This is a genomic window from Chelatococcus albus (genome assembly GCF_030067675.1).
Lineage (GTDB): Bacteria > Pseudomonadota > Alphaproteobacteria > Rhizobiales > Beijerinckiaceae > Chelatococcus_A > Chelatococcus_A albus.
In genome coordinates this window covers 74,821-97,344 of sequence record NZ_JASJEV010000012.1, presented here as the reverse complement: position 1 = coordinate 97,344, position 22,524 = coordinate 74,821, and the positions used below count along the sequence as shown (strand labels likewise).

Below are 22,524 nucleotides of genomic sequence, written 5' to 3'. Positions count from 1 at the left end.
ACTTCCCCCAGGCGCGCCTGGGGGAAGTGTCACCCATGTGTCCGGTACGTCCTGTCACCCATGTCTCGGACCGCTCAGGGAGAAACTGGTGCCGCGGAAGGGATTCGAACCCCCGACCCACGCATTACGAATGCGTTGCTCTACCAGCTGAGCTACCGCGGCACGCGGGCGCCCTCATAGCGGCAATGCGGGCGGCTGGCAAGAGATCACGAACGCCCGGCGGCGATTGTCCAGAGAGGCGATGCCGTTTCCTGCGACCGTTCCTCAGCCGAGGACGGTCAGGCGCTTCGGGCGTTCCTCGGCCAGCTCCTCCGCCTCCTGCGGCCCCGGGTCGTCCGGGGGCGCGGGCAGGGGGAAGATGACCGGGGTTGCGCTCCGCCGCGTCGCCGCCACGGTGTCCGGCGGACCGGGAGCAGGCGTCACCGGCTGCGGCACGGCCGCGGGCGGAGGTGGCGGCGCCGGCTGCTCCCGCGGGAGCGCGGGAATCGCCTGTGCGGGAGCTTCCGCAGTGGGAGCCGCGGGCTCGTCGGCATCGGCGAGCACGGCATCCGGCCCGCCGGCGCCACTCGGGGCCGCGATCCGCTCGACGGGCGTGCCCCAGACGAAGGCATCGATGCGCCCCGTCGTCGGCGACACCGGTGCCCAGCGGTCGCTGATGACACCGTCGGCGAGCCAGGCCGGATCGCGCGGGGCGCGCGAGGCCCGGGCAAGCCATTCGCGCACGGCCCCCGCGGCGGCGTGTTCGGCCTCCTCGATATCGGCCATGAGCAGGCACACGCGCACCGTCGGCCGCTCGTCGAGGAGCGGCGCCAGAGCCGCGCGCGCCCGCTTGAATTCGCGCGCCCCGAGGGCGGCTTCGGCCACCGCCAGCCGGCCTTCGGCATGCCCGGGCGCGAGGCGCATGAGCGTCTCGGCGCGGCCCAGCCTGTCGAGCGCCGAATCGCCGGGGCGCAAGTCGAGATAGGCAGCGGCAAGGTCGGGATGCGGCCCGCGCCGCCACGCCGCTTCCAGCACCTTGGCGGCCTTGCGCAGGTAGCCACCGCGGGCGAGCAGGCGGCCGGAGAGCGTCGCCGCCGGCACGAGGTCGGGCGCGAGCTTCGCGGCCTCCTTGGCCTGCGCAAGGGCCGCGGCTGGCTCACGGTCGACCCGCTCCAGCGCATCCGCCGTGAGAAGCACGGCGCGATGCCGGCGTGCGGTCGCCCTGTCGATAGTGCCGCGGCCGGCGCGCCGTTCGAGCGTCGCGAGTGCGCCGCGCCAGTCGCGCTCGGCGCACTGGAATTCCAGCACGGCCTCGTTCGCCCAGCCGACGCTCGGGGCGAGCTGTGCCGCCTTCGTCGCGTGGGCGCGCGCGGCAACGAGGTCGCCCTTGCGCCGCGCCTCGACGAAAAGCCCGCGCAGGCCGAGCACCCGCGTCTCGGGCTCGTCCAGCATCTCGCTGAAGGCGGCTTCCGCCCCTTCGCGGTCCCCCGCCATCTGGGCGGCTTGCGCCTTGAGGAGCAGGGTCAGCGGCTCGCGCCCCAGCCAGCGCTCGGCGTCGCCCGCATGGCGCCGCGCAGCCGCGGGATCGCCCGCTCCGACGGCGACCATGCCGCGCGACACGGCGGCGAAGCCCTTCGTGCGCCGCCGCGCGCGCGAGGCGAGCGTCACGAGGTCCGGCAGCCTGAAGACGAAACGCACCAGCGTCCACAGCAGGACGGCCAGCGCCGCGAAGGCGAAGACGGCGAGGATCACATAGGGCAGCGGCGGCTCGGCCCTGTAGCTGCCCCAGGTGATGACGATCTGCCCGGGCTGGTCGGCGAGCCAGGCGGCGCCGAGCGCGACGAGGGCGAGGACGGTGAGAAAGATAAGGACGCGGATCATGCTCTCTCTCCCGTCAGCGGCCGGCGGCGCCCAGAGCCTGCACCGCCTCGTTCTGCAAGGCCGCCGCCATCTCATCCACCGCGACGCGCGCCTCGAGCCGCCGCCCCCAGGCCTCCGAGGCGCGGCGGGCAGGCTCCGGCAGCATCCGCCAGGCGGTGAGAGCCGCCGCCGGGTCGCCCTTGGCGAGGGCCGATTCGATGCGCGCCACAAGCGCCGCGGGACCTTGCGCCCCCGGGCCCTGTCCCGAGCCATCGTCCACCGGGCGCACGCGGAAGGCGCGCGCGGCGCTCGCGACGAGGCGGTCCCACAGGCCGGCCCCGGCCGCCGGCGCCGGCTCGGCGGCGATCTGCGCCGCGAGCGGCGCGAAGTCGCGCGCCAGCCCCGCTGTCGTGGCGACGCCGGTGGCCGCTGTCGCCTTGAGTGACGCGAGCCTTGCCGGGTCGACCCCGAGGGCGGCAAGGCCGGCGAGCGGCGCGTCGAAGGGCTCCCCGCGTCGCGCCGCCTCGGCGAGGCGGCCGGCGACAAGCGCCCGCGCCGCCGCCTGCACGCGCCCGTCGCCGCGCTCGCGGGCAAGGACTGAAAGCCGCCGTTCGATCTCGTCGAGCCTGCCGTCTGTCGCCTTCCCCCTCTCGGCGAGCGCCGCCTCGACCTGCGCGAGGCGGGCGGCAGCGGCCGCCTGGCTCTCGCCCGACATCCCCGGCAGGGTGCCCGTGGCCTGAGCCTGCAGCGCCTCCTGCAGCTTGCGCTCGACCTCGCCCATGCGCTCGTTGAGGCGGTCGGCCATCGCCTTCGCGTCGGCGGCGACGGCGCCGAGGCGCTTGTCCAGGGCTTCGGTCTGGCCGCGGGAGGACAAGATGGCGACGCTGCGCTCGAGCACGGCGAGACGCGCGGCGGTCGTATCGGTGGGTGCGATCAGGGGCTGCAGCAGGAGGACCGCGACCGCTCCCGCGAGGCCGCCGAGGCCACCGGCGAGCGCCAGGGCGCGAACGCCGTAGCCGCTGAGCGCCGCCGTCCTCACAGCGGTGTCGCGAGAGGGCGCAGCCTCGCCGCCCGCCTCCCCGGCCTCCGGCGTTTCCCCGCCCTCCTCGACCGCGCGCCGCGCCTCCTCGCCGTCCGGCTGGCCGGCCGGCATGGCGGAAGGTGTTTCGGCAGCCTCCGAGGGCAGCGCCGGCTGCGGCCCGGCCCCTTGTGCCGCCGCGGCTGCGGCCGGACCCGGCTCGACCGAGACGGCGGAAGCCTCGAGGTCGATCGTCGGCGGCTCGCGCCGCGGCTTCGACCGCCCCGGTCCCTGCGCCTCGTCCCTGCCCGTCTCGTCGCTCATCCGCCGGCTTCTCCGCCATGTGCGTCCGGGACCGGCATCGCGCTGCGCCCCCGGACCAGTCTCTGCCCCTGTCCTTACCATCCTCCGGGCTGCGGTGGCGAGCCTGGAGCACCCGAGGTCCGAGCAGCGAGGCCGTCGAGCGCGGCGAGGAGGCAGTCCTCATCCGGGACGGCCGCGACGACGATGTGTTGCGCCCCGGCCCTGGCGAGGGGCTCCGCGACGTCCTGCGACAGGCAGACGTGGTCGCAAGCGAGAAATGGTTCCTCGAGGCGGGCCGCGCGGGCGAGCGCAAGACCGATCGCCGCACTGCGCCGCGAATAATGGAGCACGGCCTCGACGCGGCCCCCGGCGAGCGCGTGCCGCCCCGCCGCCGGCAAGGCCGGTGCCGCCTCCGCGGCATAGGCGATCCACGGCACGGGCGCAAAGCCGGCAGCGGTGAGCAGCGGCAGCGTGTCCTCCTTGTGATCACGTCCGAGAGCCATGAGCAGGCGCGAACCGGGGCGCAGCAATCCCGCCGCGAGGCGGGCGAGCGACAGCCGGTCTCCCTCGGCGCAATGCACCGGCGCGAAGCCGGCGTCCTGCGCCGCCTTCCCGGTGCGCCGGCCGACGGCGAGGACAGGCAGGCAGCGGTGAGCCTGCGGCAGGGCGTCGACGGCCACGAGCGCATTGGCACTCGTCAGCACGAGGGCATCGAACGGCCCGGACGGCGGTTCCGCTTCCGTGCGTCGCACCGCGAGAACCGGCGCACACACGGCCTCGTGTCCGCGCGCGGCAAGGCGCGCCGCCGTGCGCTCGGCGTCGGCGAGCGGGCGCAGCACGAGCACGCGCATGACCGTTCAGTGCCCGAGGAGCGCGGGCCGCGCCCGGGCGACGACCTCGCGGCCGGCGTCCTCGCCGAGCTCCGCCGCCTCGGTGGCGGCCCCCCGGCGCTCCACTGCCACCGCGTCACTGCCGTCGGGCGCCAGAACGAGCCCGCGGAAATGGACCTCGCCCGCCTCGACACGGGCATGGCCGGCGATGGGCGTGCGGCAGGAACCGTCGAGCACGCGCAGGAAGGCGCGCTCGGCGGCGAGCGCCACGCCCGTTTCCGGGTGGGTGATGCGCAGGAGCGCCTCGCGCGTCCGCACGTCCTGCTCGCGCGTGATGATGGCGATGGCGCCCTGGCCGATGGCGGGCAGGAAGGCGCCGGTATCGAGGATTGCGGCCGCCTTGTGGGCGAGCCCGAGGCGCTTGAGGCCGGCGAGCGCGAGCAGCGTCGCGTCGACCTCGCCGCTCTCGACCTTGGCGATACGCGTGCCGACGTTGCCGCGCAGCAGCGTGACCTTCAGGTCCGGCCGCTGGCGCAGCACCTGCGCCTGGCGGCGGAGCGAAGCCGTGCCGACGACTGCTCCCGACGGCAGCTCGCCGAGGCTCTTCGCCTTGATCGAGATGAGCGCATCGCGCACGTCCTCGCGCGGCAGGTAGCCGGCGATGACCAGTCCCTCCGGCAGGACGGTGGGCATGTCCTTGGCCGAATGCACGGCGAGATCGATGCGCCCGTCGAGCAGCGAGGCGTCGAGCTCCTTAGTGAAGAGCCCCTTGCCGCCCGCCTCGGCGAGCGCCCGGTCCTGGATCGTGTCGCCCGTCGTCTTGATGAGGCTCAGCGCGATGTGATCGAGCGCGACGCCAAGCGCGGCGGCGAGGCTTGCCTGCACCTCCCGCGCCTGCGCCAGCGCGAGCGGGCTGCCGCGCGTGCCGAGAACGAGGCTGTCGGGAAGGCTGATGCTCACGATGATCGCTCCGAATGGTCCTTCGCGCGGTCTTGCGCGGGGTCTTTCGCGCACGGCGGGCATTTGCGCCGCGCTCGGCGCGGACTATAGGGTGACGGGGCACGAATCCGAAGTGCGGCGTAACGACTGGTGACCATGCGCGTCCTTGGCCTCGAGACCACCTGCGACGAGACGGCGGCGGCCGTCGTCGAACTCGGCCCCGACGGCGGCGGGCGCATCCTGTCGAACGAGGTCTTCAGCCAGATTGCCGAGCATGCGGCCTACGGCGGCGTCGTGCCCGAGATCGCCGCCCGCGCCCATGTCGAAGTCCTCGACCGGCTGGTGGCGCGCGCGCTCGCCGACGCCAAGGTCGAGATGGCGGAGATCGACGGCATCGCCGCCGCCGCCGGTCCCGGCCTCATCGGCGGCGTCATCGTCGGCCTGACGACGGCGAAGGCGCTGGCGCTCGTCGCCGGCAAGCCGCTCATCGCCGTCAACCATCTCGAAGCGCATGCGCTGACCGCGCGCCTCACCGACGGGCTCGCCTTTCCCTACCTTCTGCTGCTCGCCTCCGGCGGCCACACCCAGCTCGTCGCCGTGCGCGGCGTCGGCGACTACGTCCGCCTCGGCACGACGATCGACGATGCCATCGGAGAGGCCTTCGACAAGACGGCCAAGATGCTCGGCCTGCCCTATCCCGGCGGCCCGGAGGTGGAGCGGCAGGCGGCGCACGGCAACCCCGACCGTTTCGCCCTGCCCCGCCCCATGATCGGACGGCCGAAACCGGACTTTTCCCTCTCCGGCCTCAAGACCGCGGTACGGCTCGAGGCCGAGCGCATCGCGCCCCTCTCGGCGACCGACGTCGCCGACCTCTGCGCCTCCTTCCAGGCGGCGATCGTCGACGTCGTCGTCGACCGCACGCGTGCGGCCCTGCGCAGCTTCCGCGACCGCGCCGGCCACCCGACGGCGCTCGTCGTCGCCGGCGGTGTCGCCGCCAACCAGGCGATCCGCCGCGGCCTGCAGCGCCTCGCCACCGAATCCGGCCTCAAGCTCGTGACGCCGCCGGCCGCCCTGTGCACCGACAATGGCGCCATGATCGCCTGGGCCGGGCTCGAGCGCCTGCGCCTCGGCCTCACCGACGATCTCACCGCCCCGGCCCGCGCGCGCTGGCCGCTCGACACGACGGCCGAGCCCGTCAATGGCCGGGCCTGAACCGATGGCGCGCGATCCCGTTGCCGTCGTCGGAGCCGGCGCCTGGGGCACCGCGCTCGCCAACGCCGCCGCCCTCGCCGGACGCAAGGTCGTGCTCTGGACGCGCGACCCCGAGCACGCGCGCCTCCTCTCCGAAACGCGGACGAATGCCCGCTTCCTGCCGGGCGTGCCGCTCGCGCCGGGCATGACGGTCACCGCCGCGCTCGGCGACCTCGCCGCGGCGCGCCTTGTGCTCCTCGTGGTCCCGGCCCAGGCGGTGCGCGAGGTCGCCGCCGCGCTCACGCCGGTGATCGCGCCCGGCACACCGGTCGTCGTCTGCGCCAAGGGAATCGAGAGGGGAAGCGGCCGCTTCATGACGGAGGTCGTGGCCGAGGTGATGCCGGCAGCGCTGCCCGCGGTCCTCTCCGGCCCGAGCTTCGCCGGCGACGTGGCGCGCGGCCTGCCGACGGCGGTGGTGCTGGCAGCCGCCGACGAGGCGCTTGCTGCCGAGCTCGCCGCCGCCCTGTCGAGCCCCACGTTCCGCATCTATCACGGCGGCGATCCGCGCGGCGTCGAGATCGGAGGCGCCGCCAAGAACGTGCTCGCCATCGCCTGCGGCATCGTCATGGGCCGGCGCCTCGGCGAGAGCGCCCGCGCCGCACTCGTCGCCCGCGGCTTTGCGGAACTGACGCGCTTCGCCCGCGCCTGGGGCGGGCGGCCCGAGACGCTGATGGGCCTGTCGGGCCTCGGTGACCTGGTGCTCACCTGCGGCTCGCCCAAGTCGCGCAACTTCGCCTTCGGCGACGCCCTCGGCCGCGGCGTGCCGGCGGCTGAGGCCGCGGGCGGCAGGCTGGCCGAGGGCGCCCTCACGGCTGCAGCGCTCGTCGCCATGGCCCGCGCCAGGGGCGTCGAGATGCCCGTGGCGGAGGCCGTCGATGCCGTGCTTTCGGGAGCGCTGACGGTGGGGGAGGCAATCGATTCCCTGCTCCACCGGCCGATCAGGGCCGAGGCGTGAGCGGGCCGAGACGTGTCGACGGTGGGCCACGGGGCGGCCGGCAGAGGAAAGAACGACGATGGCATACTGGCTGGTGAAATCCGAACCCTTCAAATGGTCCTGGGACGACCAGGTGAAGGCGGGGGCGAAGGGTACGCACTGGGATGGCGTGCGCAACCATCTCGCCAAGCTGAACCTGATGGCGATGCGGCTCGGCGAGCGCGCCTTCTTCTACCACTCCAACGAGGGCAAGGAGATCGTCGGCGTCGTCGAGGTGATCCGTGAGGCTTATCCCGATCCCGCCGCTGCTCCGGGCGAGCCCTGGGTGGTGGTGGATTTCAAGGCCGTCGAGCCTCTGCCACGGCCGGTGTCGCTCGCCGAAGTGAAGGCCGATCCGCGCCTGTCCAAGATGGCGCTTGTCACGTCAATGCGGCTCTCGGTGCAACCGGTGACCGAGGCGGAGTGGGATGTCGTCTGCGCCCTCGGCGGCCTCGGCGGCCTCGCCGGGAAACCCTGAGCACTCCCGCCCCTCGGGAGCGGCGGGCCGCGGCCTGCGGCCCCGGGAGCATCATCCGGGCCCGGGATGGCTCCTGCATCGATGGTCGCGCGACCAAAGTGCGAGGCGCGAGCGCCTTGTCGGCTGTCGCCACGGTTCGCATAATGCCCAAAAATGCGGGGGCAAGCCCACCCGCTTCCGGTTTTGCCGTGCCCGCCGATGGCCCGGCCGCGACGGAGGGGACAATCCGTTCACGGTCGCTTGCCAGGCAGGATGCGCGGATCGAAAGCCGAATCATCGGGAGGACGGCATGGAGGAGAAGGTTTACGAGGTGCCTGCCGACTGGGCGAAGCGCGCCTATGTGGACGACACCAAGTACCGCGCCATGTACGAGGCGTCGGTGCGCGACCCGGAGGCCTTCTGGGGCGAGCACGGCAAGCGCATCCACTGGTTCCATCCCTACCACAGGGTGAAGAACACCAGCTTCGCGCAGGGCAAGGTCTCGATCCGCTGGTTCGAGGACGGCACCACCAACGTCGCCTACAACTGCATCGACCGGCACCTGCCTGCCCGCGCCAAGCAGACGGCGATCATCTGGGAGGGGGACGACCCCGCCGAGTCGCGCCACGTCACCTACCAGGAGCTGCACGACGAGGTCTGCCGCTTTGCCAACGTGTTGCGCAACCGCGGCGTCGGCAAGGGAGATACCGTCACCATCTACATGCCGATGATCCCCGAGACGGCCTTCGCCATGCTCGCCTGCGCGCGGCTCGGCGCCATCCATTCGGTGGTCTTCGGCGGCTTCTCACCCGATTCGCTCGCGAGCCGCATCGCCGACTGCCGCTCGAAAGTGGTGATCACGGCCGACGAAGGCCTGCGCGGCGGCCGCAAGGTGCCGCTCAAGGCCAATACGGATGCAGCGCTCGAGCGCCTCGGCAACACGGTCGAGCATGTGGTCGTCGTGCGCCGCACCGGCGGAGCGGTCAACATGGAACCGGGCCGCGACGTCTGGTACCACGAGGCTGCCAAGATGGTGACGAGCGAATGCCCGGCGGTGGAGATGAACGCGGAGGATCCGCTGTTCATCCTCTACACCTCGGGCTCGACGGGCCAGCCCAAGGGCGTGCTGCACACGACCGGCGGCTACCTCGTCTATGCCGCCATGACGCATCAGTACGTCTTTGATTACCACGACGGCGACATCTACTGGTGCACGGCCGACGTCGGCTGGGTAACGGGCCACAGCTACATCGTCTACGGCCCGCTCGCCAACGGCGCCACGACGCTGATGTTCGAGGGCATCCCCACCTATCCCTCGATCTCGCGCTTCTGGGATGTCGTCGACAAGCACAAGGTCAACGTCTTCTATACGGCGCCGACCGCCATCCGCTCGCTGATGCAGGCGGGCGAGGAGCCGGTGACGAGAACATCCCGCGCCTCGCTGCGGCTCCTCGGCACGGTGGGCGAGCCCATCAATCCAGAAGCCTGGGAGTGGTACCACCGCGTCGTCGGCGAGGGACGCTGTCCCATCGTCGACACCTGGTGGCAGACCGAGACGGGCGGCATCCTCATCACGCCGCTGCCCGGCGCCACGCGGCTGAAGCCCGGCTCCGCCACGCGGCCCTTCTTCGGCGTCAAGCCCGAGATCGTGGATGCCGAGGGCAAGGTGCTCGAGGGTCCGGCCGAGGGCAATCTCGTCATCGCCGATTCCTGGCCCGGCCAGATGCGCACGGTCTACGGCGACCACAAGCGCTTCATGGATACCTACTTCTCCACCTATCCCGACAAGTACTTCACGGGCGACGGCTGCCGCAGGGACGCGGACGGCTATTACTGGATCACCGGCCGCGTCGACGATGTCATCAACGTCTCCGGCCACCGCATGGGCACGGCGGAGGTGGAGAGCGCCCTCGTCGCCCATCCCAAGGTCTCCGAAGCGGCCGTCGTCGGCTATCCGCACGACATCAAGGGCCAGGGCATCTACGCCTATGTCACGCTGATGGCCGGCGAGCAGCCGAGCGAGGACCTGCGCAAGGAGCTCGTCGCCTGGGTGCGCAAGGAGATCGGCCCCATCGCCTCACCCGATCTCATCCAGTTCGCGCCCGGTCTGCCGAAGACGCGCTCGGGCAAGATCATGCGCCGCATCCTGCGCAAGATCGCCGAGGACGAATTCGGCAATCTGGGCGACACCTCGACGCTGGCGGACCCCGCCGTCGTGGACGACCTGATCCACAACCGCCAGAACAAGCGCGCCCAAGCCTGAGCTGCCAAAGACGCCAACCGACGGGGCGCTTCGGCGCCCCGTTTCGTTTTCGACCGCATTCCCTTGTCCGGCCACCCGGTCGGCCTCCCCCCGGCAGCGCGAATCGCGGCGTGACGCAGCGAGAGAAGCACCGCGGGCAGCCAGCTCCCGAGCGCCTTCCTTCTGGACGCCACGCCCCTGTGTTGGCCGCGTCCGGACGGCCGCCCTTCCACCGCCACTGCTGACATACGGGGCCTCGACATTCCGAAACCCGGCCTCGGCACGCCCGCCGGGCGGCGCCGCACCGGCGCGTCGGAGCGGCTTGGCGAGCCGAATGGCCGGCGCGCGCGTCAAGCCGGCCGCCCCCTCCGTGATCCCCCTTCATGCTCCAACCATCGCCTGCCCTAGGCGTACGCAGCCCTGGGGAGCGCGCGAGGCCCCGCTTGACGGCCCGCAGGCCGTTAGGCTTTCGTTAAGCATGATCGCCGGGGCGTCCTGATTCTTTTCCGGCGGTCCATGGCGGGACCGAAGCGCCGGAGCCCAAGCCGTTCTGGGATTTGTTTTTTTAAAGTCCTGGCCGCGGGGCTGAATTGGTCGGTCTGACAGTCAGTCTGGATAAAAGATCTCGCCGTTCGGACAGTCTGTACAAATGATTGTATTGTTCATACAGACAGTCTGATCAAATCACAGCCAGCGCATGAGCCCTCGCCCCTACCGCCTCGGCAAGCGCAAGCCCGCCATCGACGAGACGCGGGCCCGCATCCTCGCCGCCGGCGCGGCCCTGCTGCTGTCGCGCGAGGGTGCGAGCCGCTTCTCCATCGACGCCGTGGCGAAGCGCGCGGGCGTCGCGCGCATGACGGTCTACTACCAGTTCGGATCGAAGCTCGGCCTTGTCGAGGCGCTGTTCGACGACGTGGCGGCCCGGGGCAAGCTCGCCGATCTCGCCGCCGTTTTCGCCGACCCCGACCCGCGCGGCGCGCTCGATTCCTTCATCGCGGTCTTCGTGCGTTTCTGGATGACGGACCGCGCCCTGCTGCGCCGCCTGAGCGCCCTCGCCGGGCTCGATCCGGCCCTCGCTGCGGCCCTCAACGAGCGCATCGGCTGGCGACGCCAGGGCCTGCGCGTCCTCGTCCAGCGCCTCGCCCCGACCGCAACGGCCGAGCGCCGCGACGCCATGATCGACACGCTTGCCATGCTCACGGGCTTCGAAACGCTCGATGCGCTGGCCGAGGGGCGCACCACCGCGCAAGCCGCGCGCATCATCCAGCATCTCGCCCGCGCCGCGGTGGAGAAGCCGGCTGCGCCCTGAGCCGGCGCGAGGGCCCGCGGGCATCCGCAATCCGTTAAGGCGGTCGCTAGAATGCAGCCGATCGCGGCGGCGAGGCCTTCAGGGCTTCGCGGGCAGACTGGAGGCCGATTGCCGGAGGTCAGACATGCGTCCCGCCCCTTCGCACCGTTCCCCGCGCGTCAGCCGGCGGAGGATATGCGCCTCGCTCGCCTTCGCCCTTGCCTGCGCGGCGCCCCCGATGGCCGAGGCCCGCGAGATCGTTCGCTTCGACGGGTTCTCGCCAGGTACGATCGTCGTGCGCACGAGGGAGCGGCGGCTCTATTTCGTTGCCGAGCCGGGGTTCGCGATCCGCTATCCCGTGGCCGTCGGCAAGCCCGGCAAGCAATGGCGGGGCACCGTCCGCATCGACGGCAAATACGTAAATCCCGCCTGGTCGCCGCCCGCCGAGGTGAAACGCGACAACCCGCGTCTTCCCGCCGTCATCCCGGGCGGCACCCCTGCCAATCCCATGGGCGCGCGGGCGCTCACCCTCTCGGGCGACGAATATGCCATCCACGGCACCAACCGGCCGGACTCCATCGGCCGCTTCGCCTCCTACGGCTGCATCCGCATGTTCAATGCCGACATCGTCGACCTGTACGAGCGCGTCAGGGTCGGCACGCCCGTGGTCGTCGAGCCCTGAGCCCGGGGGCCGGCGGGCCCGTCAGCGGTAGAGATCCGCGCGCGTCGGCGGCAGGCCGGAAGCGCCCCTCGCCCGCTTCGAGGCAAGCGTCTGGTAGATGCCGATGGAGCCACGCTCGAAGCCAAGCGACACGCCGGCGAGATAGAGGAGCCACAGCCGCGTCTTCGCCTCGCCCACCTCGCGCGCGGCCGCCTCCCTGTTGGCATAGAGGCGCTCGCACCACAGGCGCGTCGTGCGGGCGTAATGCTCGCGCCAGGCCTCGACGTCGTGCACCTCGAAGCCGTGCCGCTCGAGGCTGGTCACCGAGCCGCCGATGTGGTCGAGCTCGCTTCCCGGGAAGATGTAGTCGACGATCGCCGCATATTCCGGCCGCTTCTTGCGGAAGGCCCGTGCGCTCTTCTTCGCGGGGCGCGTGATGGCGTGGTTGAGGAGGAGGCCGCGCGGCCGCAGGAGGTCCCTGAGCTTGGTGAAATAGGCGCCATGATTGTCGAGCCCGACGTGCTCGAACATGCCGATCGAGGCGATCTTGTCGAAGGGGCCGTCGATCTCGCGATAGTCCTTGAGCTCCACCCTGACGCGGTCGCCGAGGCCGAGCCGGTCGATCTTCTCCCTGGCGAAGGCGAGCTGCGCCTCGCTCAGCGTCACGCCGTAGGCCTCGACGCCGTAGTGACGCGCCGCATGGCAGACGAGACCGCCCCAGCCGCAGCCGATGTCGAGGAAGCGCTCGCCCGGCTTCAGGCGCAGCTTGCGGCAGATCATGTCGAGCTTGGCAGTCTGCGCCTCCCCGAGGGACGCCTCCCAGTGCGGGAAATAGGCGCAGGAATATTGCATCTCGGGGTCGAGGAAGAGGCCGTAGAAGGCGTTCGACAGGTCGTAATGGAACTGCACGAGCGCCTTGTTGTCCCGCCCCGCCTCGTCGCGCGCCGTCTGCGCGCCCTGATAGGCGTGGCTCGCCGCCGAGGACGCGGAGGAGCCGAACAGGAACGGCAGGAGCGACGCCACGACGAGCTTCTTGTCGAGGCGCCTGGCGAGCCCCTTCGTATTGGCCTGGCCCCGGCGCGCCGCGACGTCGATGAGCGTGCCGCCTTCGATGGCGAGCTCGCCCGCCGCCGTGAGCTCGACGAGCGTGGCGAGCCGCGGCGAGCGCACGAGGCGCGTGACCGCCTGCGGCGAGCGGATGACGAGAGCGAGGTCGCCGGTCGCTCCGGGCCCGAGCGGCACCGTCTCGCCGGTCCACAGCCGCACGGCGAGATCGGCCTGGAGATGGTCCGCGACATGCTCGAGAAGCCGCCGCGCCGCCGCAACACGCCTGTCCCCGGCCGCTTCCCGATTGTCCATGCCGCGTCTCCGCTGCCCGCACGATGCGGCGGACACCGTAGGCGAGCCGGGGCCGGGGCGCTAGCCGCGAGCGCGGCGGCGGCCTCCCGCCGTGACCGCGCCGCGAGGGGCCCTTGCCGGGTTCTCAGAAGCGATAGGTGAGGCCGCCGCCGATGAGCCAGGGGTCGATCTTGACCTTGCCGGTGACCAGGCCAACGCCGGGAATGGTCGCCTTCACGTCGGGTTCGAGGAAGATCTTCTTGACGTCGAGGTTCACGCCCCAGTGCCGGTCGAGCATGATGTCGACGCCGGCCTGCAGGGCGAAGCCGAAGCTGTTCTCCACGTCGAGGCTCGAGAACACGCCCTTCGCCTTCGTGTTGTAGAAGAAGGTGTAGTTCACGCCCGCGCCGACATAGGGCTTGATGCGCTCGTTGATGTCGAAGTGGTACTGCAGCGTCAGCGTCGGCGGCAGGAGCCAGGTGCGGCCGATCGGGCCGAGGCCGGCGATCGAGCCGGCAGCACGGATGTTGTGCGGCGTCGTGCCGAGGATGAGCTCCACCGCGATGTTCTTCGTGAAGAAATAGGTGATGTCGAGCTCGGGCACGACCGTGTTGTTGATCGACACCTTGTCGCCGGCGATGGCTGTGCCGTTCAGCTCCAGCGAGGAGGATTCCTGCGGCACGACGCCGAGCGCGCGCACACGGAGCATCCACGGGCTCCAGCTGTCGACCGCCGGCGGGGGCGCAACCGGCGCATGACGGGCGGGAAGGTCCGCGGCCGAGACGCCGGCGGCGGCGCCGGCAAGCACGGTCGCGGACAGGAGAAGAGCGGTGAGCAAGCGTGACATGATGGATAAGGCCCCCAGAAATCCTCGTCGCGCGGATGCCGACAGCGGCCCCGCAAAGCGCCGGCACTGTGGTGAGAGCCCCGGTTCCCGGTTTTGATCTCGCTCAAAGTCGGAGGGCGCTGCAGCATTGTCGCCGGACGGCGTTGCATTGAGGCAACAGGTCGCTCTGATCAGCCGCACCAGCCCCGGCGGGCACGGCCGTCATAACGGCGCACATGGCCCTGCGCGACAAGCGTCGCCGCCGCGTCGCGTCCGCCCTCGTCGGCGAGCGAAGCCACCACGCGCCCGAAGTACTTGTCCGGCCCGACCGCCGAGAATGTCACGCGGCGGCCGGCCGCGAAGGCGGCAAGCGCCTCGCGGGCCGCGAGCGCCCGGGTCCGCTCTTCGGCACAGGCCGCGTTCAGCTCCGGCGCGTCGACGCCGCGCAGACGCACATGCGTGACGATCTGGTGGCCGAGCCAGACATTGACGCGCGCCTCGACCGTATCCCCGTCGATGACGCGCAGCACCTCGCCCGCGTAGGCGCCGAGGTCGCCGACCGATGCGGGATCCGCCGCCATGTCCGCTGCGTCCCCCGCGCGCGGCGCGCCGACCCGCACCAGGCCGCCTGCCGCGAAACCGGCAACGAAGACGACAGCGAAGGGAAGCGCTCGGCGGACCATCATGCCGCAAGGTTAGCAGGAGGCCGCGAGATTGTGAATATGTTCCTTTATAGGATCATAAGCCGACCATGCCCCTGCGCGGCCCTCAGAAGTCGCTGGCGATGCCGTTCACTTCCCAATCGTCGTAGCGCACCGGCTCGGGGCCCTTGCGGCCGTCGATCTCCTTGGTGCGGGCAATGGCGGCGGCCCGCGCGTCGATGGCGGCGCGGCGCCGGGCCGCTTCGGCGAGCGCACGCTCCGCCGCGGGCGGCAGGATCTTGCCCGGCGCGGCGCCGGCGGGAGTGGGTGCGACGGCGGCCTGGTGCTGGAGGTTCTCTGCGGGCTTCGTCATCGTCACGGCGACCTTCGGCGAACGGATCAAATCAGGACGGCGCGGCTTTCGCCCTTGCGGCAGGGCGGCCACTTCCCCCACATATAGCGCGAAACGGCGCCGCCTCGGGAGGGGTGCCGTTGCGGAGGACAGGATGAACTACGTCAAGACCGGCTTGCTGCTGGCGGCGCTCACAGCGCTTTTCGGCGTCGTCGGTTTTCTCATCGGCGGCGCAGGGGGCATGCTGATCGCCCTCGTCATCGCCGCTGGCATGAACCTCTTTGCCTACTGGAATTCGGACAAGATCGCGCTCGCCTCGCAGGGCGCGCAGGAGGTGGACGAGGCCACTGCGCCCGAGCTGGTGCGGCTCGTGCGCCAGCTTGCCGCGCGGGCCGAGCTGCCGATGCCCCGCGTCTACCTCATCGACAATCCCCAGCCCAATGCCTTCGCCACCGGCCGCAATCCCGAGAACGCGGCGGTGGCGGCCACGACCGGCATCCTGCATCTCCTGACGCGCGAAGAGCTCGCCGGTGTCATGGCGCATGAGCTCGCGCACGTGAAGAACCGCGACACGCTGACCATGACGGTCGCTGCCTCGATCGCCGGCGCCATCTCTTCGCTCGCCTCCATGGCCCAGTGGGGCGCCATCTTCGGCGGCAACCGCGAGAACAATCACGGCGGCTTCGTCGGCTCCCTGCTCATCGCCATCCTCGCGCCGATCGCGGCGATGATCATCCAGATGGCCATCAGCCGCTCGCGCGAATACGAGGCCGACCGCATCGGCGCCGCCATCTGCGGCAATCCGCTTTGGCTCTCCTCGGCACTCGCCAAGATCGCCAACGGCGTCGCCCATATCCCGAACGAGGACGCGGAGCGCCACCCCGCGACGGCGCCGCTCTTCATCATCAATCCGCTCTCCGGGCGGGGCATGGACAACCTGTTCTCGACCCACCCGGCCACCGAGAACCGCATCGCGGCTCTCGAGCAGCTCGCCGCCGAGATGGGCATCACCGGCTACGGCGCCATGCATCCCGATCAGTCCGGCTTCTTCGGCATTGCCGCCCGCGGACCCTGGGGCAACGTCGGGCGCGGCCCGCGCGGACCGTGGGGCTGATCCTGAACACGCAGCCACCTCCCCGGCGCGCACGGCCAAAGGCAGCGCGCCGCCCGGCCGATCCGCCGGGCCTTGTCGCGCGCCGCATCGCCGTCGAGGCGCTGGCTGCCGTGCTGCAGCGCCACGCCCCCCTCGACGAGACGCTCGACCATCTGCTCGCCGCGGCCACCGACTTGCCGGAGCGCGACAGGGCCCTGGCACGCGCCGTTGCCACCGCAGCCTGCCGGCATCTCGGCACGATCCGCGCCACACTCGCAGCGCGCCTCGCCAAGGGGCTGCCGCGCAATGCCGGTGCACTGGAGGCGATCCTCGTCGCCGGGGCGGCGCAGATCCTCCTCCTCGACGTGCCGGACCATGCCGCCGTCGATCTTTCCGTGCAGCTCGCCAAGGCCGATGCCCGCGCCTTCCCCTATGCCAAGCTCGTGAACGCCGTGCTGCGGCGCGTCGCCGACGATCCGACCGCGAGGGCCATGCCCGGCACGCCGGCGTCCGCCGCAGATACGCCCCGCTGGCTTTACGAACGCTGGGCCGCGGCCTATGGCGCGACGGCCGCACAGGCGATCGCCGCCGCCCATGCGTGCGAGCCCGCCGTCGACGTGACGGTGAAGGCCGATGCCTCCGCCTGGGCCGAGCGGCTCGGCGGCCTCCTCCTGCCGACCGGCTCGATCCGCCTGCGCGAGCGCCGGCCCATCCCGGAGCTGCCGGGCTACGCCGAAGGCGCCTGGTGGGTGCAGGACGCAGCCGCGGCCCTGCCAGTCCGCCTTCTTTCGCCGCGACCGGGCGAGAGGATTGCCGATCTCTGCGCCGCGCCCGGCGGCAAGACGGCGCAGCTCGCCGCCGCCGCCGCCCGCGTTCTCGCCGTCGACCGATCGCCCGAACGCCTCGCCCGGCTCGAGGCCAACATGCGGCGCCTGGGCCTGACGGTGGAGACGCTCGCCGCCGACCTGCTGGCGCTCGACGGCGAGCCCTTCGACGCCGTGCTCCTCGATGCACCCTGCTCAGCCACGGGCACCATCCGCCGCCACCCCGACGTCGCCTGGACGAAGCGGGAGGCCGACATCACAGCCCTCGCCACGCTTCAGGCAAAGCTCCTCGACAAGGCCGCAAGCCTCGTCAGGCCGGGCGGGCGTCTCGTCTACTGCACCTGTTCCCTCGAGCCGGAGGAAGGCGAGCGTCAGATCGAGAGCTTCCTCATGCGCACGCCCGCCTTCGAGCGCCAGGCCGTCACCGCCGCGGAGATCGGCGGGCTCGCGGAGGCGATCACGCTGCACGGCGAGTTGCGCACGCTTCCGTGCCACCTGCCCCACGCCGAGCCGCGGCTCGCCGGCCTCGACGGTTTCTTTGCCGCGCGCCTGCGCCGGGTTTGGTAAACAACCGGCACCGAAACCTTAACCATCTCGCGCTACAGCTGTCGTGGGGACGAGCGACGCAACGGGCGTGGCCATGAGCTTCGGGAGGACGGACGCAGTCGTGGGCGGGTTGGGCAATCGCTGGCGGCTCTACGGGCTGGCGCTGGGCGAAGGCGCGCGGCGCCTGCGCCGCCACGCGCTGCGCGCCGGGCGCGCTCTCCTGCCCTTCGGCTTCCAGCAGCCCGAACGCCTGCTCATCGCCCCGCAGGACCTGCGCACCAGCGACCCGACGGTCGCCGGCGACATCTATGCCGGCTATTTCGCCTTCGGCGGCCGCGTGGTGTCGAGCAAGGGACGCTCGCCCTTCCAGGCCGAACCGCCGTCGCGCGCCTGGGCCGAGGCGCTCAACGGCTTCGTCTGGCTGCGCCACCTGCGGGCCGCGGATTCGGCGCTCGCCCGCGCCAACGCCCGCGCACTGGTCGACGATTTCCTCGCCCAGGGCGCCGATCGCAAGGGCATCGCCGCCGAGCCGCGCATCGTCGCCCGGCGGCTCATCTCCTTCCTGAGCCAATCGCCCCTCGTCCTCGACGGGGCAGACCACGGCTTCTACAAGCGCTTCCTGCGCGCGCTCGGACGCGGCGTGGCACAGCTGCAGCGGGCGCTCGCCGGCGGCGCACGCGGCGAGGAGCGCCTCGCCGCCGCCATTGCGCTCGCCTATGCGGGACTCTGCCTCGACGGCTTCGGCCGCACGCTGAAGCTCGCGACGCGCGTCCTCGCCGAAGAACTGGCGCGCCAGATCCTGCCCGACGGCGGCCACATCGGCCGCAATCCGCGCCTCGTCGTCGATCTCCTCACCGACCTCCTGCCGCTGCGCCAGGCCTATGCCGCGCGGGGCGTGGAGCCGCCGGCCGCCCTCCTCGGCGCCATCGACCGGATGATGCCCATGCTGCGCCTGTTCCGCCACGGCGACGGGTCGCTCGCGCTCTTCAACGGCATGGGCGTGACGGCACCCGACCTCGTGGCGACGCTCCTCATCTACGACGACGTCCGCGCCCGGGCGCTCGAACATGCGCCCCATTCCGGCTACGAGCGCCTGCAGGCGGGCGACACCCTCGTCATCGCCGATGTCGGCCCGCCACCGCCGTCGGTGTTTTCCAGCGAGGCGCACGCCGGCTGCCTGTCCTTCGAGCTGTCGGCCGGGACGAGCCGAATCGTCGTCAACTGCGGCGCGCCACGCGCCGGCAGCGCGGCCTCGACGCTTGCCGCCCGCTCCACCGCCGCTCATTCCACGGTGACGATCGCCGATTCGTCCTCCTGCCACTTCGCCGGTGCGGGCGATGCGGTGTCCTTCGACGCGAAGCTCGGCCGCTTCATCGGCGCGCCGATCCTCTCCGGGCCGCGCAAAGTCGATACGGCGCGCGAGGCGGCGGAGGGCGTCGAGACGCTGCGTGGCCGGCACGATGGTTACGAGCCGCGCTTCGGCATCCTGCATGAGCGCTCGTGGCGGCTGGAACCAGGCGGCGAGCGGCTCGACGGCGAGGACGGCTTCGTCGTCGTCGGCACCGTGCCACCGGGGATTGCCGCCTGCGTACGTTTTCACCTGCATCCGTCGGTGAAGGCGAGCCGGCTGCAGAACGGCCATTCCGTCATGCTGCTGCTGCCCGACGGTGAGGCCTGGAGCTTCGAATCCGACGACGTGGCACCGACGCTCGAGGAGAGCGTCTTCTTCGCCGCTCCCGACGGCACCCGACACACCGAGCAGATCGTGCTGACGGTCGACCCGGCGACAACGCACACGGTGCGCTGGCGCTTCCGCCGTCTCGGCCGGCACGACACCCGCCCCGGGCGCAACCGTGACGAGACGGCGGACGATCATCTCCTGTTCTGAATGCGTGCGCTGCCGGCGCCCCGGCGTTTGTGCAGCGCAGCAGTTTCGTGCTATCGCGCGGGCCTTCCCGGACGCGACCCGCTCTCCTGCGGACGGGCCGCGGCAGCCGCAAGCCAAACACAGGGTTCCGTCGCGATGCCGAGCGACCTGAAACGCGTCAACCGCGCCCTTCTTTCCGTCTCCGACAAGACCGGCCTCATCGACTTCGCGCGGGCGCTCGTCGAGCGCGGCGTCAGCCTCGTCTCCACCGGCGGCACGCGCAAGGCGCTCGCCGACGCGGGCCTTCCCGTCCTCGACGTCTCGGAGGTCACGGGCTTTCCCGAGATGATGGACGGGCGGGTGAAGACCCTGCATCCGAAGGTGCACGGCGGCCTGCTCGCCGTGCGCGCCAACCCCGAGCATCAGGCAGCGATGCTCGCGCACGGAATCGAGGCGATCGACCTCCTCGTCGTCAGCCTCTACCCCTTCGAGGCGACGGTGGCGAAGGGCGCATCCTACGACGACTGCATCGAGAACATCGACATCGGCGGCCCGGCCATGATCCGCGCCGCGGCCAAGAACCATGCCGACGTCGCCGTGGTGGTCGAGCCCTCGGACTATGCAGCGGTCCTCGCCGACCTTGCCGGCAACGACGGCGCCACCACGCTCACCCTGCGCAAGCGCCTGGCGCAGAAGGCCTATGCCCGCACGGCAGCCTACGACGCAGCCATCTCCAACTGGTTCGCCGCGACCCTGTGCGAGACCGCGCCCGCCTTCCGCGCCCTCGGCGGGGTGCTCGCCGAGCCCATGCGCTACGGCGAGAACCCGCACCAGGCGGCCGCCTTCTACCGCACGCCCGAGAACCGGTTCGGCGTCGCGACTGCCCGCCAGCTTCAGGGCAAGCAGCTCTCCTACAACAACATCAACGACACCGACGCCGCCTTCGAATGCGTGGCGGAGTTCGACCCGGCGCGCACGGCAGCCGTCGTCATCGTCAAGCACGCCAATCCTTGCGGCGTCGCCGAGGGCGAAACGCTCGTCGAAGCCTATGAGAAGGCGCTCGCCTGCGACCCCGTCTCGGCCTTCGGCGGCATCGTCGCCCTCAACCGCACGCTCGACGCCGAGGCGGCGAAGAAGATCGTCGAGATCTTCACCGAGGTGATCATCGCCCCAGCCGCCACCGACGATGCGGCGGCGATCGTGGCGGCCAAGAAGAACCTGCGCCTGCTCGTCACCGGCGGTCTGCCCGACCCCCGTGCCCCCGGCCTGATGCTGCGCACAGTCGCTGGCGGTTTCCTTGCCCAAGGTCGCGACAATGCCGTCGTCGACGACATGGAGCTCAAGGTCGTCACGAGGCGCGCGCCGAGCGCGCAGGAACTCGCAGACCTCACATTCGCCTTCCGGGTCGCCAAGCACGTGAAGTCGAACGCCATCGTCTATGCCAAGGGCGGGGCGACGGTCGGCATTGGTGCTGGCCAGATGAGCCGCGTCGATTCCTCGCGCATCGCCGCCTGGAAGGCAGCCGAGGCTGCCAAGGCCGCGGGCCTCGCTCACTCCCTCGCCAAGGGCTCGGTCGTCGCTTCCGACGCCTTCTTTCCCTTCGCCGACGGGTTGCTCGCCGCGGCCGAGGCCGGGGCAACGGCCGTAATTCAGCCGGGCGGCTCCATGCGTGACGACGAGGTCATCAAGGCCGCCGACGAGGCCGGCCTCGCCATGGTCTTCACCGGCCACCGCCACTTCCGGCACTGAACGGGAGAGGCCGCTCAGCGGGCGCGGAGCCGTCGGCGCGTGTGCGGGCTTCCGGGCAGGTCGCCGCCCCCTCTCGCCCTCCTGTGCAAGGACCCGGCTACGGCTGCCGCACCCCGGCGAGCACGGCGCCACCCAGGGCGAAGAAGCCGATGAGCACGGCCAGCCCCGCGCTTTGCGAGCCGCTCGCCTGCGTCGCGACCGCCACCAGCGTCGGGCCGAGGAAGGACGTGACCTTCCCCGAGAGCGCGAAGAGGCCGAAGAACTGGCCGACCTGATCCTCCGGCGCGAGCCGCACGAGGAGGCTGCGCGACGCCGCCTGCAGGGGCCCGGCGACGAGGCCGATGATGAGCCCGAGCGCGAGGTAGATCTTCTCGGGCAGGCTTGCATAGAGCCCGTCGCCCGGCAGGGCAGGTGACGCCTCCAGGACGAAGAACACGCGGCCTGGCGCGAGCGACAGGATGCCGAAGCAGCACAGGATCAGCACCGCGAGCGCCCCCATGACGACGCGCTTGCCGCCGATCAGGTCGTCGAGCCGCCCGCCGGCGAAGGCGCCGATCGTCCCCGTGACGGTGAGGAGGATGCCGAAGATCCCGATCTCGACCGTGCCCCAGCCGAAGACGCCCGCGGCATAGATGCCGCCGAAGGCGAAGAGCGCGACGAGCCCGTCCTGATAGACCATGTTGGCGATCAGGAAGCGCGCGATCATGCCGTGCCGGCGGGCATGGGCCACCGTGTCGGCGAGCTGGGCCACGCCCGCCCGCGCCGCGGCGGCGAGCGGCACGCGCGAGCGCGGCACGTCCGGCACGAGAAGGAACATCGGCAGGACGAAGACGAGGAACCACAGCGCGGTCAGCGGCCCGCTGAAGCGGTCTCCCTCGCGGGCGGCGGCATCGAGGCCGAAGGCGGGCGAGAGTCCGAGGAGCGTCTTCCCCGTCGCGGGGTCGGCGGCGAGGAAGGCGAGCGTCAGCGCGAGCGACACGAGCCCGCCGACATAGCCCATGGCCCAGCCGGCCCCGGAAAGGCGCCCGATGCGCTCCGGCGGCACGAGCCGCGGCATCATGGCGTTGTTGAAGACGGTGGCGAACTCCGCCCCGATCGTGCCCACGGCGAAGGCGACGAGCGCGAGCGGCACCGCGTGCGGCCTGCCCGGCGCCGCCCACCAGAGGGCGGCCGAACCGACGACGAGCAGGGCACCGAAAGCGGCGATCCAGGGCTTCTTCGGTCCCGCCACGTCCGCGATCGCACCGAGCACGGGGGAGGCGACGGCGATGGTGAGCCCCGCGAGCCCCGTGGCGTAGCCCCACAGCGCCTGTCCTTCGGCCGGGTTCGGAGTGAGCGCCGCGGCGAAGAAGGGCGCAAAGATGAAGGTGGTGACCAGGGTGAAGAAGGGTTGCGCCGCCCAGTCGAAGAAGATCCATGCCACCACTGCGCGCCGCGGCGGATAGGTCTTCGCGCAAGCGGGATCGTGCAAGGGGGGCTCCTCCGCC

General features: G+C 71.7%; 19 protein-coding genes and 1 tRNA gene. 10 read left to right on the top strand and 10 right to left on the bottom strand.

Translation table 11 applies throughout. The features are described from left to right. Positions 1-86: 86 nt before the first annotated feature. From QNA08_RS16300 to hemC, 5 genes are all read right to left on the bottom strand, one after another. Positions 87-162 (bottom strand) — tRNA-Thr (locus QNA08_RS16300). A 102-nt stretch (positions 163-264) separates the two neighbouring features. Then, positions 265-1,860 (bottom strand): heme biosynthesis protein HemY, encoded by a 1,596-nt coding sequence (locus QNA08_RS16295; protein ID WP_283741781.1) that lies wholly within the window; start codon positions 1,858-1,860, stop codon positions 265-267. A gap of 13 nt (positions 1,861-1,873) precedes the next feature. After that, positions 1,874-3,181 carry a COG4223 family protein gene (locus tag QNA08_RS16290; protein ID WP_283741780.1) on the bottom strand — a complete coding sequence of 436 codons (1,308 nt, stop codon included), beginning with the start codon at positions 3,179-3,181 and terminating at the stop codon, positions 1,874-1,876. Between the two features lie 74 nt (positions 3,182-3,255). Next, entirely contained in the window at positions 3,256-4,011 is a 756-nt protein-coding gene (locus QNA08_RS16285) for a uroporphyrinogen-III synthase (protein ID WP_283741779.1), read from the bottom strand. 6 nt (positions 4,012-4,017) lie between these two features. Further along, positions 4,018-4,950 carry a hydroxymethylbilane synthase gene (gene hemC / locus QNA08_RS16280; protein WP_283741778.1) on the bottom strand — a complete coding sequence of 311 codons (933 nt, stop codon included), beginning with the start codon at positions 4,948-4,950 and terminating at the stop codon, positions 4,018-4,020. Positions 4,951-5,085: 135 nt separating this feature from the next. Here hemC and tsaD point away from each other — a divergent pair, with 135 nt between their 5' ends. The 6 genes from tsaD (at position 5,086) to QNA08_RS16250 (ending at position 11,822) form a co-directional block, all read left to right on the top strand. Beyond that, positions 5,086-6,141 (top strand): tRNA (adenosine(37)-N6)-threonylcarbamoyltransferase complex transferase subunit TsaD, encoded by a 1,056-nt coding sequence (gene tsaD, locus QNA08_RS16275; protein WP_283741777.1) that lies wholly within the window; start codon positions 5,086-5,088, stop codon positions 6,139-6,141. A gap of 4 nt (positions 6,142-6,145) precedes the next feature. Next, positions 6,146-7,135 (top strand): NAD(P)H-dependent glycerol-3-phosphate dehydrogenase, encoded by a 990-nt coding sequence (locus QNA08_RS16270; protein WP_283741789.1) that lies wholly within the window; start codon positions 6,146-6,148, stop codon positions 7,133-7,135. Between the two features lie 58 nt (positions 7,136-7,193). Beyond that, positions 7,194-7,631, top strand: coding sequence for an EVE domain-containing protein (locus tag QNA08_RS16265; RefSeq protein WP_283741776.1), 438 nt, complete (start codon positions 7,194-7,196; stop codon positions 7,629-7,631). A 289-nt stretch (positions 7,632-7,920) separates the two neighbouring features. Beyond that, positions 7,921-9,873 carry an acetate--CoA ligase gene (gene acs / locus QNA08_RS16260; RefSeq protein WP_283741775.1) on the top strand — a complete coding sequence of 651 codons (1,953 nt, stop codon included), beginning with the start codon at positions 7,921-7,923 and terminating at the stop codon, positions 9,871-9,873. A gap of 676 nt (positions 9,874-10,549) precedes the next feature. Beyond that, positions 10,550-11,161, top strand: a complete 612-nt coding sequence (locus QNA08_RS16255) for a TetR/AcrR family transcriptional regulator (protein WP_283741774.1) — start codon at positions 10,550-10,552, stop codon at positions 11,159-11,161. A gap of 217 nt (positions 11,162-11,378) precedes the next feature. Beyond that, positions 11,379-11,822, top strand: a complete 444-nt coding sequence (locus tag QNA08_RS16250) for a L,D-transpeptidase (protein ID WP_283741773.1) — start codon at positions 11,379-11,381, stop codon at positions 11,820-11,822. Between the two features lie 21 nt (positions 11,823-11,843). Here QNA08_RS16250 and QNA08_RS16245 read toward each other — a convergent pair whose 3' ends face one another. The 4 genes from QNA08_RS16245 to QNA08_RS16230 all read right to left on the bottom strand — a co-directional run bounded on the left by QNA08_RS16245 (position 11,844) and on the right by QNA08_RS16230 (position 14,979). Further along, a complete protein-coding gene (locus QNA08_RS16245) occupies positions 11,844-13,160 on the bottom strand; it encodes an SAM-dependent methyltransferase (RefSeq protein WP_283741772.1) in 1,317 nt (438 codons plus the stop codon). Positions 13,161-13,284: 124 nt separating this feature from the next. Continuing rightward, entirely contained in the window at positions 13,285-13,986 is a 702-nt protein-coding gene (locus tag QNA08_RS16240; protein ID WP_283741771.1) for an OmpW/AlkL family protein, read from the bottom strand. 170 nt (positions 13,987-14,156) lie between these two features. Then, the gene (locus QNA08_RS16235; protein ID WP_283741770.1) at positions 14,157-14,546 is read right to left on the bottom strand and encodes a thermonuclease family protein; all 390 of its coding nucleotides are present in this window, start codon (positions 14,544-14,546) and stop codon (positions 14,157-14,159) included. Positions 14,547-14,733: 187 nt separating this feature from the next. Next, positions 14,734-14,979, bottom strand: a complete 246-nt coding sequence (locus QNA08_RS16230) for a DUF1674 domain-containing protein (protein WP_283741769.1) — start codon at positions 14,977-14,979, stop codon at positions 14,734-14,736. A gap of 133 nt (positions 14,980-15,112) precedes the next feature. On the opposite strand from QNA08_RS16230, the gene htpX reads away from it, so the two are divergent. The 4 genes from htpX (at position 15,113) to purH (ending at position 21,037) form a co-directional block, all read left to right on the top strand. Beyond that, positions 15,113-16,072, top strand: coding sequence for a zinc metalloprotease HtpX (htpX, locus tag QNA08_RS16225; protein WP_283741768.1), 960 nt, complete (start codon positions 15,113-15,115; stop codon positions 16,070-16,072). Next, a complete protein-coding gene (locus tag QNA08_RS16220; RefSeq protein WP_283741788.1) occupies positions 16,072-17,442 on the top strand; it encodes an RsmB/NOP family class I SAM-dependent RNA methyltransferase in 1,371 nt (456 codons plus the stop codon). Before htpX ends, QNA08_RS16220 begins: the two co-directional genes overlap by 1 nt. A 73-nt stretch (positions 17,443-17,515) precedes the next feature. Next, positions 17,516-19,309 carry a heparinase II/III family protein gene (locus QNA08_RS16215; RefSeq protein WP_283741767.1) on the top strand — a complete coding sequence of 598 codons (1,794 nt, stop codon included), beginning with the start codon at positions 17,516-17,518 and terminating at the stop codon, positions 19,307-19,309. Positions 19,310-19,444: 135 nt separating this feature from the next. Then, complete coding sequence (gene purH / locus QNA08_RS16210) at positions 19,445-21,037, top strand: bifunctional phosphoribosylaminoimidazolecarboxamide formyltransferase/IMP cyclohydrolase (protein ID WP_283741766.1); 1,593 nt, start codon at positions 19,445-19,447, stop codon at positions 21,035-21,037. A 97-nt stretch (positions 21,038-21,134) separates the two neighbouring features. Here the strand turns inward: purH and QNA08_RS16205 are convergent, their stop codons facing one another. After that, positions 21,135-22,508: an MFS transporter gene (locus QNA08_RS16205; RefSeq protein ID WP_283741765.1), complete on the bottom strand. Its 1,374-nt coding sequence runs from the start codon at positions 22,506-22,508 to the stop codon at positions 21,135-21,137. Positions 22,509-22,524: the final 16 nt, after the last annotated feature.